Source organism: Paenibacillus nicotianae (assembly GCF_042681745.1).
Classification (GTDB): Bacteria; Bacillota; Bacilli; order Paenibacillales; family Paenibacillaceae; genus Saccharibacillus; species Saccharibacillus nicotianae.
In genome coordinates, this window is record NZ_JBHUGF010000010.1 from 2,418,896 (window position 1) to 2,436,083 (window position 17,188).

The 17,188-nt window shown below is 39.6% G+C and carries 15 protein-coding genes; all 15 read right to left on the reverse strand.

Translation table 11 applies throughout. The features are described from left to right. Window positions 1-39: 39 nt before the first annotated feature. The 15 genes from ACFSGI_RS14800 to ACFSGI_RS14870 all read right to left on the reverse strand — a co-directional run bounded on the left by ACFSGI_RS14800 (window position 40) and on the right by ACFSGI_RS14870 (window position 17,125). A complete protein-coding gene (locus ACFSGI_RS14800) occupies window positions 40-1,497 on the reverse strand; it encodes a hypothetical protein (protein WP_204824863.1) in 1,458 nt (485 codons plus the stop codon). Beyond that, window positions 1,494-2,789 (reverse strand): type III PLP-dependent enzyme, encoded by a 1,296-nt coding sequence (locus tag ACFSGI_RS14805; RefSeq protein ID WP_204824864.1) that lies wholly within the window; start codon window positions 2,787-2,789, stop codon window positions 1,494-1,496. The genes ACFSGI_RS14800 and ACFSGI_RS14805 overlap by 4 nt, the downstream gene beginning before the upstream one ends. A gap of 20 nt (window positions 2,790-2,809) precedes the next feature. Continuing rightward, window positions 2,810-3,889 carry a Gfo/Idh/MocA family protein gene (locus tag ACFSGI_RS14810; RefSeq protein WP_379283540.1) on the reverse strand — a complete coding sequence of 360 codons (1,080 nt, stop codon included), beginning with the start codon at window positions 3,887-3,889 and terminating at the stop codon, window positions 2,810-2,812. Window positions 3,890-3,903: 14 nt separating this feature from the next. Beyond that, a complete protein-coding gene (locus tag ACFSGI_RS14815) occupies window positions 3,904-5,043 on the reverse strand; it encodes a UDP-glucuronosyltransferase (RefSeq protein WP_204824865.1) in 1,140 nt (379 codons plus the stop codon). Between the two features lie 73 nt (window positions 5,044-5,116). Then, a complete protein-coding gene (locus tag ACFSGI_RS14820; protein WP_204824866.1) occupies window positions 5,117-6,547 on the reverse strand; it encodes an ATP-grasp domain-containing protein in 1,431 nt (476 codons plus the stop codon). A gap of 27 nt (window positions 6,548-6,574) precedes the next feature. Beyond that, on the reverse strand, window positions 6,575-7,387 hold the full coding sequence (locus ACFSGI_RS14825) for an ABC transporter permease (protein WP_204824867.1): 813 nt from the start codon (window positions 7,385-7,387) through the stop codon (window positions 6,575-6,577). Window positions 7,388-7,391: 4 nt separating this feature from the next. Then, window positions 7,392-8,198, reverse strand: a complete 807-nt coding sequence (locus ACFSGI_RS14830) for an ABC transporter permease (protein ID WP_204824868.1) — start codon at window positions 8,196-8,198, stop codon at window positions 7,392-7,394. Then, window positions 8,188-9,180: an ABC transporter ATP-binding protein gene (locus tag ACFSGI_RS14835; protein WP_204825039.1), complete on the reverse strand. Its 993-nt coding sequence runs from the start codon at window positions 9,178-9,180 to the stop codon at window positions 8,188-8,190. Before ACFSGI_RS14835 ends, ACFSGI_RS14830 begins: the two co-directional genes overlap by 11 nt. A gap of 31 nt (window positions 9,181-9,211) precedes the next feature. After that, window positions 9,212-10,228: a BtrH N-terminal domain-containing protein gene (locus tag ACFSGI_RS14840; protein ID WP_204824869.1), complete on the reverse strand. Its 1,017-nt coding sequence runs from the start codon at window positions 10,226-10,228 to the stop codon at window positions 9,212-9,214. Continuing rightward, a complete protein-coding gene (locus tag ACFSGI_RS14845) occupies window positions 10,221-10,466 on the reverse strand; it encodes an acyl carrier protein (RefSeq protein ID WP_204824870.1) in 246 nt (81 codons plus the stop codon). Before ACFSGI_RS14845 ends, ACFSGI_RS14840 begins: the two co-directional genes overlap by 8 nt. Before the next feature lie 39 nt (window positions 10,467-10,505). Beyond that, window positions 10,506-11,864 (reverse strand): preATP grasp domain-containing protein, encoded by a 1,359-nt coding sequence (locus tag ACFSGI_RS14850; protein WP_204824871.1) that lies wholly within the window; start codon window positions 11,862-11,864, stop codon window positions 10,506-10,508. A 15-nt stretch (window positions 11,865-11,879) separates the two neighbouring features. Continuing rightward, window positions 11,880-13,082 carry a radical SAM/SPASM domain-containing protein gene (locus tag ACFSGI_RS14855; protein WP_204824872.1) on the reverse strand — a complete coding sequence of 401 codons (1,203 nt, stop codon included), beginning with the start codon at window positions 13,080-13,082 and terminating at the stop codon, window positions 11,880-11,882. 201 nt (window positions 13,083-13,283) lie between these two features. Then, window positions 13,284-13,577: an acyl carrier protein gene (locus ACFSGI_RS14860; RefSeq protein WP_204824873.1), complete on the reverse strand. Its 294-nt coding sequence runs from the start codon at window positions 13,575-13,577 to the stop codon at window positions 13,284-13,286. Between the two features lie 385 nt (window positions 13,578-13,962). Beyond that, entirely contained in the window at window positions 13,963-15,498 is a 1,536-nt protein-coding gene (locus ACFSGI_RS14865; RefSeq protein ID WP_204824874.1) for a methyl-accepting chemotaxis protein, read from the reverse strand. A 187-nt stretch (window positions 15,499-15,685) separates the two neighbouring features. Further along, window positions 15,686-17,125 (reverse strand): amidase family protein, encoded by a 1,440-nt coding sequence (locus tag ACFSGI_RS14870; RefSeq protein WP_204824875.1) that lies wholly within the window; start codon window positions 17,123-17,125, stop codon window positions 15,686-15,688. Window positions 17,126-17,188: the final 63 nt, after the last annotated feature.

A 17,188-nucleotide genomic window follows, 5' to 3' on the forward strand; every position in this document is an offset into this window, starting at 1 on the left:
TACATCTCAAGTCATAATGCTTGGAGATAAAGTCATAACTTATTGAGAACGAATAGCAGTCATTGTTGTATGCCAGTAGTCCAACTGAGCTTTGACTTGCTCGTCTTGTGCAACGGTCTGCATTCGCTCTACTACATTACGCAATGTATCGTATTGACTGGCTACCCACGGTTTGCTTTGAAGCAACTCACACCAGAATACGATTAGACGGTCTGTCCGTACCGAATCGGTCTGAGCTAATTGCTCCCATAGCTGTTGATCGATAATCAGCATAATTTCTATCCATTCATTAGGATGATCTAGCTTTTCTAATTGATCGAAGATGATCAAGCGATCTGCGACGGTTTTGCGTAGCTGACGATCCACTACACGCCGTTTTAACTCACGCGATTGTTCCAATACAGATACTGGCTGAATACTTTGTTGAAGTATAGTAAGCATTGTCTGTAATGCTACTTCTTCTTCACCACGCATCGTGTATAGCAATTCTGAAGCACGCTCCAAGCTAGCTATATTGTGACTTCGATTGTATTTGAGCAATAGATTACGAATAATAGTCGCTTTGCGAGTAAGTTCTTTGAGCGATGGCATAAGGTCAGGATGTTGGTCTACTATCTCTGATAAGCCGGTTACATTTTGCATCAAATATAGTAATCGTTGCTCCATAGCTTCTTTGTGCTCGTACCAGATATGAAATGCTCGAATATCTGCTTTGATACGATTATCGATAAAGTTCTGAATACTATTTTGTAAAATATTATAGATTTCCATTCCATAAAAGTGAGCACTGGCTTGTTGAATATCATTTCGTCTCCAAGAAGAAGGGCGAGAATCTACATAGTCTTGTAATTGTTCGATAAGACCTTCTAATGCCACAACGACAGCGATCACTTTGGGAGAATGTACAGGTGCTTGTTGATATCGAATCGTAATGAGACGCTTATGCGATTCTTGAAATGAAAAGTGAGCCGCAAGCAATTCTTCGATAGGAATAGAATACTCCCCATATTGAAAATCACGATTGTATCCGCTCGCCCAGAATACACCTTTCTCCAAATTATACCCATGTAGCATAATATCATGAGAATAATGCTCTTCTTGATAAAAAGCAGTATGAGACAAATAATATTCATCAATAAACATAACCAGATACTTTTCTTCATTAATAAGTTGAATCCATGTATGAATCAATTGCTCTGCATTCAGATCGGCACAATCGGTCTCGTTTGTTTCTAACCAGGGATAATCGCTAAAGTCATGTGGATGGTAAAAATCAACCCACTGGTAATTAGGAGAGCTCAACTGGATAAATTGATGATATACCCAGGGCAACGACTCTTCATGAGTCATAATAACAGATAGCGCATAGCCCAGATACTGATATCCTTTCACAAATGGTTTGGCTAAAGGCAATATCTTCTGCGCATCATACTGATCAGATTGACGGGCTAACGATAATTCATCATGGGTATAAGAATACGTAGTAGATTTGATCATGGAACCGCCGTCCATTCTGTAGAAGGTATGATATTTTGCTGGCGCAGTAACAAATCTTCAGGAGCACCTTGCTCACGAATTAAATACGATTTGCCTTTATAATATAGTACTTCAGCAGGTGTAGCGTGCCCTAAAAACTGAATAGGGCTGTATGTTAATCCATAAGCACCGGATTGCAAAATACATATGTAATCACCAGCATGGATAACAGGCAATTCTACATTTTTGAATAAACAATCATCCGGTGTACACAAAGGCCCTACTATACTGGTAATCTGTGTCTGCTCTGCATCTATTATATGATGTCTTGGAATAATTTCGATTGGATAATTGTTGCGTGGCCGTCTACCTCGAAATGTAGCTCCTGCATGATGATGCATCCCACCATCAACAATAACGAAATGTTCGCCTTTGGATACTTTGGTATATTGCGCCTGACAGACATAGATTCCAGCGGCGGCTAATAAATAGCGACCACTTTCGATAATAAAAGAACTATGCGGAAGATGAACACTATATTCGTCTATCAGCGATGTCAGTTGTTGCATCACATATTCCATATCCAGCGGATGTTCATGGGAAAAGTAAGGAACTCCAAATCCACCACCCAGATTTACAATATCCAGTTGAACCGGATATCGAGCTTGAAGTTGCGCTGCTAAAGATAATGTATATCTAAAATTACTCAGCAATACTTCTGCATCCATAATCTGTGTACCGGCATATACTTGAATACCGATCACTTGAATATAAGGCATCTCTGCAGCACGCTCAAATACTTGTTCAAGTTGAGACTCATCGATTCCAAATGGACGGGCTACTCCTGCCATCTGAATGGATGATCCACCGATTCCTGCTCCATCTGGATTCACCCGAATCCCTATTTGCACTTTGCGATCATATTCTGTAGCAATCTGATGGATCGTTTCTAACTCCGCCAGTGATTCGATATTAATACAATAAATCTGATGAGCCATCGCGGTGCGTAATTCTTTTTCGCTTTTACCGGGACCTGTATAAATAATCTCTTCCGGTAAATACCCTGCCGCTTCTGCTAAACGCAATTCTCCCAATGAAGCGATCTCAATATGACAACCCCATTCACGCAAAAGACCAGCTATCGCTATATTGTTGTTAGCTTTTAATGCATAATGCAATTGAACTTTGGGATGTAGCATTTGTTGAAACGATTGAATATGAGCGGCTAATTGATCTCCATTGTAATAATAAAAAGGGGTTGGATACTGTTGTAATGCTTCATGTAAAGGATCGTGCTCGGATAAATGACTCATCTATGTTCATCTCCTTTGACTCAAGATATAACACTTTTGGCTTTGGCAGTCGCATGAATATGAGAAAGTAGATGAATCCGTTCTACCGATTCATCTAATGAGTGATGATGAGACGGATGATGAATTACATCACGAAAAAAGCGCAATTGATTTACATAATAATTCATAGGCTCAAACGTATGATAACGAACCTCACCTGTTTCTTGTCCATTGTCCAGCAAAGCAATCTTTAACTTCAATTTGTAAAAGCCTAGATTACAACGGAAAAAGTCATTGATCGTTATTGTAGCGTGTTCAAGGTAAATCACATGACGGCTACTATATGGCTTTTCAAAAGAGAATATCGCTTCTGCTGTCACTCCATGAGCAAGTCTGGCTTGCGCTTCAAATGTCCAATCACATCCATTCGGGCCATCAAACAGTGAATGTCCATCAAATTCGCTATGTTGTATACCAATCACCTGTTGCAAAAATTGGAGCCAGTAACAGCCCAAATCCCAGAAACACCCTCCGCCTTGCTCTGGATGGCTACGATAATTATCCTGATGATTGTCTTTGGCAGGAATCGTAAGCTGGGTAACTGTACGAATCAAATTTCCATATTCGCCAGACTGTATCAATTCACGCAATGTATGTTGCCAGGGATGATGTGCAACCATAAGCCCTTCGATCAATTGCAATCCGTAATGTTGCGCCGCCGCACTCATGATCGGCAATTCTTCCGGGTACAAACAAAGTGGTTTCTCGACTAGCACATGTTTGCCTGCGGATAACGCTTTGCGAATCCATGTTGCATGAAGTTCATTACTCAGCCCTATATATACAGCATCCAATTGAGGATCAGCTAACAACTCGTCCAAACTGTTATAAATAGTCGCAATGCCATAATGTTCTGCTAACGATTCTGCTTTGGATAATGTACGATTAGCAACACCTACAATTTCCAGTCCATCGACATAAGGTGCAGGATCAAGTACAGCGCGTGGAACGATTCCAGAGCATCCTAGAATACCTAACTTGACAGTTGCTTCTGGATGATGGCTGACTTGAGCCGCCAGAATATGTTCATCTGTCTCTGTCATCGATTGCCTGATACTCATTTCAGAAGACTTCATCATAATGTACCTTTCGCTATCGTAGGATGAAGGAGCTGCATATGACGTTGAATATATTCGTCTGCGTACGCTGGAAATTGCTGACGTGCTTGCAGTAATTGCTGGTGCATCTGCTCTAAAATATCTGTACCTCCACCATATTCACTCATCCAGCGTTCATACGATAATCCGAATCCATATTTTTCCCATTGCGCTGCATTCTGAGCTTCATGTTCACCAAATGGTTCCAGAAAGATAATCGGAGTACTAAGTGCAAAAGAATCCGCTAATGTGCCTCCACCGGGCTTGCTCACAATCGCTTGTACATTGCGTTCAATCTCGCACAAAATATGGTATTCTGCTCGTGATTCATACTGTACCGATTGATCTTCTTGAACTTCTCCTAGCGGTGGAAATGTATGCTTACCCTGTTCATTTTGTTGCCATGTACGCCACTCTGGATTCATTCGGTAATAACGTTGTCCTTGTTCTGAATGACCGCGTTCATCTTGATCGTACAAAATAATATCCAGTCCATAACCGACTTGTTCTAATTCAGCAATTCGTTCACGATACGTCCCCATTCCCCAACCACCGCCATGCACCAGTAGTCGATGTTGCCTTTGACTATATGGAATAACCGGGTCGGATAAAGGAATATCAATATAGGTATACATCTCTTGTTGTCCATGACCAAATAGCCAGACTTCATGATAACTCTCATGGAGCTGACCTAATCGTTTACGTACACTTTTCCAGGATGGAGAATCGACTACATCCAGATATAATAAATCCACATGAATATTGGCTTCGCCTACTTGCTCCCGATAGCGATCTAAAATGTAGATCCAATGCCCTGATAAACAAATAAAATGTTGCCTTCCTTCCGCTTCCCACTGCTGTAATAGAGTTGTAATCTGCTCGTCGTCCATACTTTTACGGATATCTTGCGGAATCCGTTGAGACATCAAGGCAACCGAAAAGTTAGCGTGATATGCTTGTCGGCTTTTATCTACTTTTTGCAATTGATCGGATTGCATTACATTTTCAAAAACAAGAACGTCTGTTGGAATACCCATACGCTTTAAGCTTGCTTCTACCAGTAAACCAGGTGTATAAAAGCCTAATCCAAAACCAGAGCACAGTATCGTTACAGTCATGATCATCAAATCCTTCCAATCATAGGATGGTGAAGAAAAGAACTATACTTTTAAAATTCGATATGAGTTGGGTTTAATTTAATATGCTAAATTGGTTCGTTTCTAGCAGTTGTTCAAATTGGGTTAGTAGTTGTTGCTTAATATAGTCGTGACTGGCTACAACCGAAAGGTAGATTCTGCCTTTGTGCTTTTTGTTGTCATTGCGGAAGTGATGATTCACATGCAAAGCTGCTGATGTTAACGGGATAATACCCTGTTGGCGATTCGGCAGATAGAGCAGATTCGCTTGTTCTAACAGATGAAGCAATTGCTCATGAGAGACTTCACCAGTATGGGAGACATTATAGTTGGTCATATTACCTACTAATCCATACGTACGCAGATATTGATCCATCTGGTGCTTGATCAGGCTCATTGATTTGCGAGCATTGATCTCTACCATTGGCTCAAGACTACCATCTTGCAACACCATAGAATCAATACAGACGTGTCCAAAATAACCATCTTGATACAATTGCTTACCGATCTGCTCCATCAATACAAAATAACCTTCTTGTTCAAGTCGCATCATAAAAGCAGGATCAGGAGAAAGCGATTCGCGATAAGCAAATTGCGAGTTAGCCAACCATTGAACAGACAGCATTTCAATATTGCCTTGCGGATCGATATAGAATTGGCATGAGAAATCACGTTCTTTTTGCAGATATTTCTCGATTAGAAATTGAACTTTTTTGCCTTTTTCTTCTTGCTTATGCAGACCATGACCGATCCGCACCAGAAGTTCAGGAGAATCGATCAGCATATTGCCTTTGCCGGATACCCCGTAATTGTCTTTGATTAAAAAAGACCCTTCATTCAACCATTCGCTTCCTTTTTCAACCAGTTCTTCACTACTCTCCACCAATACCCCTACACCGCTCAAATTTAGTTTTTGTTTCATTTGAGCAGAGTAATGTTTGGTATTGACTCTTTTGACGACTTCCAGATCAGGAGCATGATAACCGATACCAAAGCGTTGATTCATCTCTTGAATATGAGGAATCCATGCAAATGGCGATAAGGTCATCGTAGACAGTGGAAATGGATCGGTTAGCTGTTGATCTTGTTCTTGCATCCATTGAAACACAGATACAGGACGTGCAGACATTCCGGCTTGTTTGCCTGCGCTCAAGCGATTGATGCCTGCCATCGTCTGATCTTGCCCTGCTAGAATATGATCTTTGATTTTGGCTGCATCCATTTCCAAATCTTGCGTATTGCCATATACGCTGAATCCCAATTGTTGAATATATTGACGCTGCGCCGGCTCAATCGCATACCGAGTAAACAGCAAATCTCCAGGATGACAAAAAGTAAATAGCAGTTCATCCATAGCTGTAACTATTTTCTCTGCTTCTTTATCCGGTAAAGCTGGTAAGGTAGCTAGATCATCTTCACGCCAGTACAGTTCCGCTTCAAAAGCACCCATGTGTAGTAATGGCTGGTTACCAACACGTTCTGTCATATGTATTCCTCCTTTATTTGTAGACCCTTATTGACTGGCACTGGAATAATGACGCAAAGCATAACTCCAGATCACACGAATAATAATTAACAACCAGACTGGCGCAAGCAATGCCCACCAGATCATACCTGGATTCAAAGCACCCATCACAAACATAGGCGGAAAATTACAAATCACAAATACAGGCAATAAAAAGGTTCCCAAACGCTGAATAATACGATTATAGACAGCCATCGGTACATAATTCGTTTCAAAAACGCTGTTCGACATATCGGTGACTCCTGTGGTCTGTACTGTCCAAAAAGCAAGTAATTGAGGCAACAGAAATACCGAATAAGCAATTAATACTCCGATAGCGATAAAAAAGATAAATCCGCCTACATGATAAAAGTCTACAGGCAAGCCTATACGACTCCATCCAATCGCCACCATAATAGCGCCACCGACCACATTTGGAATCGTATACCCTAATTCAAATTGACGTAAAGTAACAGCAAATTGTAACGAGATGGGCTTTGTAATCAATACATCCAGTGAACCCGTACGGACTTTATCCGGTAACTGCGTAAAATTAGTAAAAAACAACCCACTATACAATCCACTCATAATCGTAAATACGCCTACATATAACAAAATCGCATCCGGCGACCAGCCATTAATATCGGTTCCTACCTGATAAGGCAGAATCGCATATAATAGCTTGATCAGTAGATACGCAGTCTCAATCAGAAAAGCTGTAATAAAGTTAGTACGATATTCCATTTGCGACATCACAGAGAATTTCATAAATCGTCCATAAATGCGTGAATAGCGCCTTGCTTCTTTCCAGATCATTTGCATATCATTATCCTCCCACCGCTACATAACGGCGTACTCCTGAGCTCCACACCCATCTAGCCACCAGCAAAATAACAACGATCCATAACCATTGCATTCCGATACCTGTTAAAGCTTCTGTCGGAGTTAATTTACCTGTAATCATATTGACTGGGAAAAAGACGATATACGAAAAAGGCAACATTCCTAATAACTTGGCGATCGTTTCTCCAAAAATCGTTAATGGAAATACACTGCCACTCGCAATATAAATAATTAACGATAACGTATAAAATAATCCTGTCGATTCGGTCAGCCAAAAAGCAATACCACTAAGTGCATAGTAGATTACAAAGTTCAGTAAAAGAGCGCCAGGTAAAGCAATAAGATAACGTAGTGCACTATCCCAACCGACAGGAACCTGCATAGCGATCCGTAACCAGATCAATACGACCGCTGCAAAGACTATCACCAGAATAGATTGGACAGCTTTGGCTCCAAGAAATTTCAAAATGCGATATGCAAAATAATTTAACGGTTGTACCAAAAATTTGCCTAATCCGCCTTCTTTGATATCTCCGGCAATCTCGTATTCAAATCCGGCTGCTACTAATTTACCTGTTACCGCTGCCATAATAATATAGATCAGCATTTCTTGAAATGTATAACCTACAATCGTTCCCTGACCGGATGATTGAAAAATCGCTAACCATAAAAAAAACTGGGTCATCATCGGTACCAAAAAACTGACCAGTTGAATCCAATAGTTGGTTCGATATTCCATTTCATTCTGAATCCCCATATGTAAAATTTTGCGATATACTTTATTGGGCATGGGGCAATCCACCTTTTTCGTACAGAATCGCAATCCCTTCTTCTAAAGGAATATCTTCTATCGTAAAATCGATCACTGGTAAATGATCCAGTATTTCTTTGGATTTGCGTAATACATCGTGTTTGCTAAGTTCAAAAACGACTTCCAATTCAGATCGAGAACGGATTTTACCGTATCCATTTAAAGATAGCTCTGATACCGGTGCTGACAGTTGGATTTTGAGTAATTTCCAAGAACCGATCACATCATTTACACTTTTCAGATCACCATCGTAGACCAGTTGTCCATGATTAATAATCATCGTTCGTGAACACAAATCTTCAATATCGCGCATATAATGACTGGTTAACAAAATCGTTGTATTGTACGTCTGATTATATGTTTTGAAAAATTGCCTAATTTTACTTTGAGAAATAATATCGAGTCCGATGGTCGGTTCATCGAGCAAAATGACTTTGGGACGATGAAGTAGCGAAGCAATCAATTCCATTTTCATCCGTTCGCCTAGCGACAGACGGCGTACTTGTACATGTAATTGTTCACCCACACCGAGCAATTCGACCAGTTCATCCAGTGTGCGCTTATATTCTGTATCGTCCAGATCATAGATTAATTTGTTGAGTTCAAACGAATCGCTTGCAGGTAAGTCCCACCACAATTGATTTTTTTGACCCATCACAATCGAGAACTGACGTTTAAATTCTTTTTTACGTTCCCACGGCGTATATCCGAGTACTGAAGCTTCTCCATCACTGGGATGTAGAATACCGGATAACATTTTGAGTGTGGTAGTTTTTCCTGCTCCATTGGGTCCTAGAAAGCCTACAATTTCGCCTTCGTCAATATCAAAACTCAGATCGATCACTGCTTCTTTATGCAACTTTTCCCTTTTAAATAAATTGGAAAAAGATTTGCGTAAGCCGGGTTCTTTTTTGTAATATTCAAACGTCTTGGATAGTTGGTTTAATGTGATAGCAGACAGATGACACGACCTCCTTCATGTTGCCTATTCCCTATAGACGGATATGGTTCACCGTCATTCTCATTCGTTCTAATACCGCTTTTAATTCGGCTAACAAACGCAGGCTATGTTGAATATATTCAGGTAACTTATTGCGATTCACACGTAAGCCTATTTTATACAGTTGAAGCAAATGTCTTTTCCATGTTTGTCTGAGTTCATGAAGATCTGATCGCAATTGCTCGGTATGATGCTCACTGCCCATCAATCCTTCATACCGACTAATAAACTGTTCGGTATATTGCAGTAAATGCATCAAGCTCTCAATCCGTAATTGATAATATAATGTATCGCAACTTGCTCGAAATTGTTCATCATCCATTTCCAATAAGCGATCCAGATCGCAGAATAAGACAGCATACGCAGACCAACTTTCCTGCAAAAACTGCTCTAAATGAAGATCACAAGCTTGAATCACTTGCTTCACACTCAATTCTTCTGCTGGATTGCCATTGAGATAGGCATATTCTAATATTCCTTCTAGCAATAAAGTCAGATTGGTTTTGCCACTATAACTAAGCACATGCCCTGACTCTTCTAACAAAAAGTGATCCGATACATACGCTTCATCTTGCTTCATATCTAACCCGTATAACTGAATAACATGCCCTTTACTCGGGTTATTTTGATACACCGGATGGAAATTTAGACAACCACTTTGTAAATGCAAAAGAATACTTTTACCATTTTCCAATGCATTAGACCAATCCTGTAAAATCAAAAAATCATTTCGCTTAGATAACGAAGGATCAATAGTGACATGTTTTACTTCGACTTGGGTATTGGCTGACCATTGAGATAACAAATCCGCCATCGGACGTAGACCGAATGAATCGAAATTTCCTTTGTACGAGATCGACAACCCGTTACACAGAAAATACAAATCGGCTTCATCGGTATATACACCATGACGCAGTAGCAAAGCGTGCAGGCTAGCATAAAAGCAATGCTGTCCTGGCGCTCCTACTGTTTCAGGCAAAACTTGTTTGGATAATGACCTTTTAAACATACTGAGCTAATATATTTTCGATTCGGCGTAACGTCGATAATTCTTCCAATAGTAGATTATCATCATCAATCATGATATTCAGATGGTTTTCTAACTCTACGATTAATTCGACTGCCGATAATGAATTAAGACCATACTCCCGCAAATCATCGTCAGGCTGTAAATTTTCCAGATCGCCTGGAGCCATTTTTAACACTTGAGCAAGCAATGGTACAACCTGTTGTTCACTTACTTCCATCGTTGTGCCTCCTTTGACATATCGTTAACGATCATGTGGTTATAATCCAGCAATAACGTGCTCCAATTGTTCTTCCAGTCGTTGTGCTTCTTTTTGAGTATCTGCAATCACAATCGCAAAAATCCGATTGTTATACCCGCTGGTCGTTTTACTTGCCGATAATGTACCTGCTGTATAAATCCATACGCCAAATGGATGCAAAGACGTATACAACAGATCATGCTCTTCCAACGTCTGACAAAGAGCTTGATACGTTAACCGCTCTTTCGTAATATGCCGGAAATAACGAGAACGAAATATTCTAAGTCCAAACACTTGCGGTAATAATGAAATATACGTGGATAACGTAAAACGCCCGTTAATTTCAATAACAGGAATCAACTCACCACTTTCATCGATAAAAGCATCTATCGAAGCTATACCACGATACTGCTTTTCGTATAAATAGTGCCCTAATTCCATCGCATATTGACGGGATTGCTGACGAATCGATTCGCTTACTCCTGAAGGCATATAAGAACCAATATAGACTGTTCCATCTACAATCTGACGTTTTAGTGAAAAGACTTCTACATCACCATCAGGATGAATATAAATTTGATAATTCAAATCCATTTGCTTTTTGTGCCAGCGTTCTACTAACCATGCTTGATCAGGATTGTTCTGCTTGCGTGCAAAACGACTCATTACACTGAGCGTCGCATCCAGCTTTTGTGTGCCCTGTAATAAATACAAGCCTTTGCCAGAAGCGCCATACGGTTCTTTAATAATAATTTGCGCATCGGCATCAGCCGTACCTATCGCCAAACACTCACGTCTAATCTCTTCTACTGTCGCACATACAGTTCCGCTACTGACAGGGAATCCTAATTCAATAGCTGCCTGACGACTAAATATTTTGTCATTGACTAATTTACAGATATCCGAAGGCGCTCCGATATATGGAATCTCACAAGTATGCGCAATTTCTTCTTCCCACTGCGTGACTGCATAAGGAACAAGATACGTTTCTTCGTAAGCGGCGCGCCCTTGCATACCGTATAATTGCAAACGTTCTAACAATGCTTCATCTTGCAAAATCAATTGCGATATCGATACAAAAGGATCATCACTTTCCCCTTCAGGAATCTCGATTCGAGGTAACTCAAAACCCAGATTTTCCAACATATCTAGATAATCCGGGTCTGGTTGTTTACGTAAAATCATAATATCCTGCTTACGACAGAGTAAAAGATTCATCTCTTCTATTCGATTGACTACTTCTTGTTCTTGGGGATCACTCACTCCTTTACTGATATTATGCCAGACCGATTCAGCTCCAATATTAAAAATCCATACTAAGCGACCTTTATCACGCCGATCGGTCAAAGCATCCATTAAAGATAACTGCTGTCTCATAAACTCCCTCCGCTCTTAGATATAGTCGAGCGAATTTACTGTACCTGCACCATGTAGATACAATACACTGCACTTCGAGCACGCAGGCGTGAGCCCTTCTTTATTAATAATATGTCTTACATTTTCGTATTCTTCAGAATCCCAGATTTCTTTCAAGCTTTTCTCTTTCAAGTTCCCTACCGTAAACTCGGAAAAGAATTTACAAGGCATAACGCTACCATCCGGTACAATATCTGTACGCGATGTTAACGCCAGACAGTGATTAGAACAACGACTTGTCATTTCATCACCATGAATAAATTTATCAATCTCATCGTAATCTAGACCTGGTTGGTAACGAACACGTATTTTCCAGATACGATCATTGATTTTATGCAAATCTTCCATCAACGCATCCATACGATCAGGATTAATTTTATATTTAAATGCATGCCAGCTACTGATATGACGCTCATCCAACTGACGCAACCACTGGAATTTTTCCGAGAAATACGTATCCATTTTGAGGGATGTCTCGCGTGAAATATACCATGGGAAGCATAGCATTACTAAATCTAGCTTTTTCGATTCAAAAAATTCTAGCAATTCAGTCATACGTCCAATCATATTGTCATTGATAACTGCATGAACTGAAATTCTGCCTTTGTATAATCCTTGATCACGCAATTCTACGAGGCGATCAATTTGTGCCATTGTTTTTTGAAATGTGCCTTTACCACGAATCAGGTTATGCTCATATTCAAATCCTTCAACAGCAATCAATAACTCTAAATTTTCAGACAAATCCAAAATAGGTTCCAAAAATTTGTCGATTAACAATCCATTGGTACAGATAGTCATTTCACGACGATCATTTTGAATATATTCTAATATTTGTCCAAATTGACGGTGGAACATCGGCTCTCCGCCCCATAGGTACAGACGAGATTTGGCTTCTTTAGTATCATCCAACAGTTGTTTGAAAATAGCTGGATCTAGATCCATATTCTGCTCGGCTTTGTCCATTTGATGATGATATCCGTCTTCGTTCCATTGGAAACAGTGTGTACACCGTAGATTACAACGGTTGGTTAATTTAATGCCTAGCGATTGAGGGATAGGCGTTTTGTATGTCGGGTCTTTAATCTGATTACGGTAAGAGACAGTTGCATTACGAACAGTTCGTTTGATCAGTTGGAATTCTTTGCGGTCAATGGTTACTTCGCTTCTTGGTTGCAAAAAAAACACCTCTTCCTTTGAATTCAATGTTCAAAGCATACTTGAATCTAATGACGCATAGCATCATAAGCCCGATAAGTGTCAGAAAAAGTGATTTGTACACAATATGTGTTAGTTATGTTCGATGAAACAGGTTTGGAATTAGCATGTGAGCGTGTATATCATCAACAAGTGTTAGCGCTTTAATTTTTATGTAAGCGCTTATAACGTGTTGACCTTTTCTTCAGTTAGATTGTCTTGACCTGTCTCATGACTGACAAAATTGCAGAACGCTTGAATAGAGCCCAAATGCTCCATATCAAACTCTTCAAAATCAATCTCGACATTAAAGTCATCTTCTACACGTAAAATAAAATGAATTAATTGGATAGAATCCAGTCCGGCATCATGAATAATATCAGAATCGCGGTCTAGACGTGTCAAACAGGAAGGGTCTTGTTTTACCTCACTAATCATAGTAATAATTTGCTCGACAGAAACTGGGGATTGCTGCATTCTAATTCCTCCTTCTAGATATAGATGTATCGAGTGGCGAGAATCAGGTAAAGCACGCTTACAAATGAACAAAATCATAAACGAAAGTGGATGCTACACAATCGACAATTCCGTAAACCAATTAATGGAATTATATGCATATATATTCATCTATATTCCAGAATTAGTCAATCCTTATAATAAGAAACTGGTCAAAAGACCCAACATGCACAATTACCACCAAAAAAAACACTACTCGTATGTGAAAACCACATGAGTAGTGTTTGTTCAATCGTTTTACAACACTTTTTAATCTTTGTTTTACAGAAAGCAAGTAGATATCCCGATAATTATTTTGTCGAAATAGTGCATCAATCTGAATACAATTTGTCTGTTTATTGACAGATTAAGATACTTTTTCAGACACAATTTCGTCACTTTCTACTAGAGCATTATTTTGTTCAAGTGAATGATTTAACATATCGATTAATTGTTTCAATTCATCTATACTATTCGCAATACTGCTTACTCGTGTTGATTGTTCTTGTAAGCTTGAAGTCATTTGTTCGATAGAAGCACTTGATTGTTCTGTAACCGCAGAGATCGTTCCTGTTTCTAAGACGGAATGACGAATCCCTTCGATTAATTCTTTGATCATGCCACCGATTTCTACAGAACGATTAGATACGGTATTGGCTTCTGTCATGATATCTCCAAAAGATGATTCTGTCTGCTCGGCAGAAAGCTGAATCACATCAATCGCTTCTTTCCCTTGCTGAATACGACCGGATACCACTTCTGTCTGATCATGAATACGATGCAAAATATCTGTTATTAATACTGTTGATTGCTGTGCTTCACTCGCAAGATCACGAATTTCAGTTGCAATAACAGCAAATCCACGACCATGTTCGCCCGCGCGAGAAGCTTCGATGCCTGCATTGAATGAAAGCATATTCGTTTGACGAGCTATATTTTCAATGGCTTGAGAAACAGAAGAAATTTCTTGTGCGTAATTACGTAAAGTATCCATTGCTGCATGAGTATTATCTATCGTCTGACCGACTTCATGTACACCCTCACGCAAACGAATAACCTGTTCATTTCCTGAACGTGTCAATGAAGCTGTTCGTTCAGCAAGTTCTGTCATATGATTAGCGGTATTACCGATACTGCGAATAAATGTTTCTGAATTCTGCATTGATGTGTTGATCTCACCAATACTGCTTGCTTGTGAATCAATCCCTTTAGCAATTTCGTTAAACCCTGTATTTAGTTCTTTACCTATACGATCCGTATCTTCTGCATTACGTTGTAATTGTCCACCAAATTGAGTCAATTCTTGAGCAGAACGTTCTACTTCTTGAAGTAAATTATCAATTTGCGTTTTTTGTTGATGCAAGTTGCTCATCATTTTCTGACCCAAAATACAAATCGATACACCAGCAGAACCAACCATAATGGTTACAACTACCAGTACAATAATATCTAACGCAGAGATTGTTGTAACGATAGGATCAAATATCAATAATACTGCTTCTAAAACAACCGCATAGATTGTCGCTACAATACTGACACGCATATTCAAATACACTACAGAAAGCGTAATATAGATTAAAAAAGCAGACCATGAAGCTTGAGAAGGAAGCACCCAGATTACTGTTGTACAAGCGATAAACGATAATGGAGTTAATAGATATTTACCTATCGATAAATGATTTGTTTTTTTGAAAATAAAGAAAGCGGCTGGAACCAAAATACATACACAAACGATTAAATATAACCATGCATACAAATCAACAAGATGAAAAAAGTACATTGCTCCATAAATAGGAATACAACTGATTAAAATAATAGCTAATGTATATAGCAAAAGCTTAGAAGCTAATCTTTCATAAGGTGTTGCTTTTGTTTGATCATTTTGTGTTAATACGCTGTTCATAAGCGCCTCCTTCGATGTGGTCAATCATTAACAGTGAAATAGTTCTATTTTACTATTTCGTCAAAATTCAGCAAAAAGTTTACAGTTAATTCACTAATTTTTTTAGTTATTTTTTTGCATAAATAACCACGTAAAAAAGCAGTAACTCTGAAATCAGAATTACTGCTTTTTTTCGTTTATTGGCAACCTATAACATTGGACTTCTGCGTGCAGGTACTGTTTTTTCAAAAGCGTACGCGATTCGAATCAATTCAGGTTCTTTGTACGCTGTACTCATAAAGGTGATTCCGAATGGCATACCATCTCGGCGATACCCTGCCGGTACAATAATCGCTGGATACCCACCGACTGCCGGTGCATCGGTATAAGATGATGGTGTAAAGATCGCATCCAATTGATGTTCTTGCAACAGACGGTCGATTCCTTGTTCACGCGCTTGGCGCCAGTTGTTAAGGCGTGCTTGAATATAGTTAGCTTCTGTAAGTCTACCCGATGTTTCGTACTGTGCTTTGATTAATATTTCCTGACCATATTTCAGTGCATCTTGATGATGAAGATGATTATAATCGATCATGTCTTGCAAAGTACGAATCGATGAATGTGAACCTAATGTGGATAAATAATGATTCAGTGCAGACTTAAATTCGTACAATAATACAGTCATGTCTTGGGATACAATTTCAGGAAGATCCGTATGTTCTACAATAACTGCTCCTGCATGATACATCGCCTCAATCGAAGCTTCTATAATAGACTTTTCTTCGTCACTGCAATGCTTTTCAAATGCCCGGTTAATTCCTATTCTCGCTCCACGTAGTCCTTCTGGATCAAGATAAGCGGTATAATCAAGTACCGGTGTTGGTGAAATCTGTGTAGATACATCTTGTTCGTCTTTACCTGTTAATGCACTTAATAAAATGACTGCATCTTCTACACTTCTTGCCATCGGCCCGGCTGTATCTTGCGTATACGTAATCGGTACAATTCCTGTACGACTAATCAGACCCAGTGTAGGCTTGATACCTACCAGACTGTTTTTGCTAGACGGATTTAAGATCGAACCTGATGTCTCTGTGCCTACCGCTACTGCACATAGATTGGCGGCTACAGCAGCTCCTGAGCCTGCACTTGAACCTCCTACATCTAATCGTCCGGGGCCGTACGGATTCAGTGTCTGCCCTCCGCGAGCACTATATCCATTTTTCATATCAAAAGACATAAAGTTCGCCATTTCAGTAAGATTGGTTTTGCCCAAAATCACTGCTCCAGCCTGGCGTAATTGCTTGACTAAAAAAGCATCTTCCGGTGCAAATGAATCTGCTAATGCCAGCGACCCTGCACTGGTATGCATATGATCTCCTGTATTAATATTGTCTTTAATCAATACCGGTATTCCATGCAATAGACTGCGAACTTGTCCTTGTGCTCGCTCTTGATCCATCTGAGTAGCAATATAGATTGCATCTGGATTCAGTTCTATCACCGATCGCAACATCGGCCCATCTTGATCTATTTGCGCGATACGCTCCATATATAAAGATGTTAACGAGACAGAAGTCTGCTCCCCTGTCTCCATCCATTGTTGCAAATCTCGAATACGTACTTCTTGTAACGGAAAATCAATCATATGTGTACCCCTTTCAGCTTCGCATACTACCTTGTATCGATTCTATAATTGATTGGTCTGTTG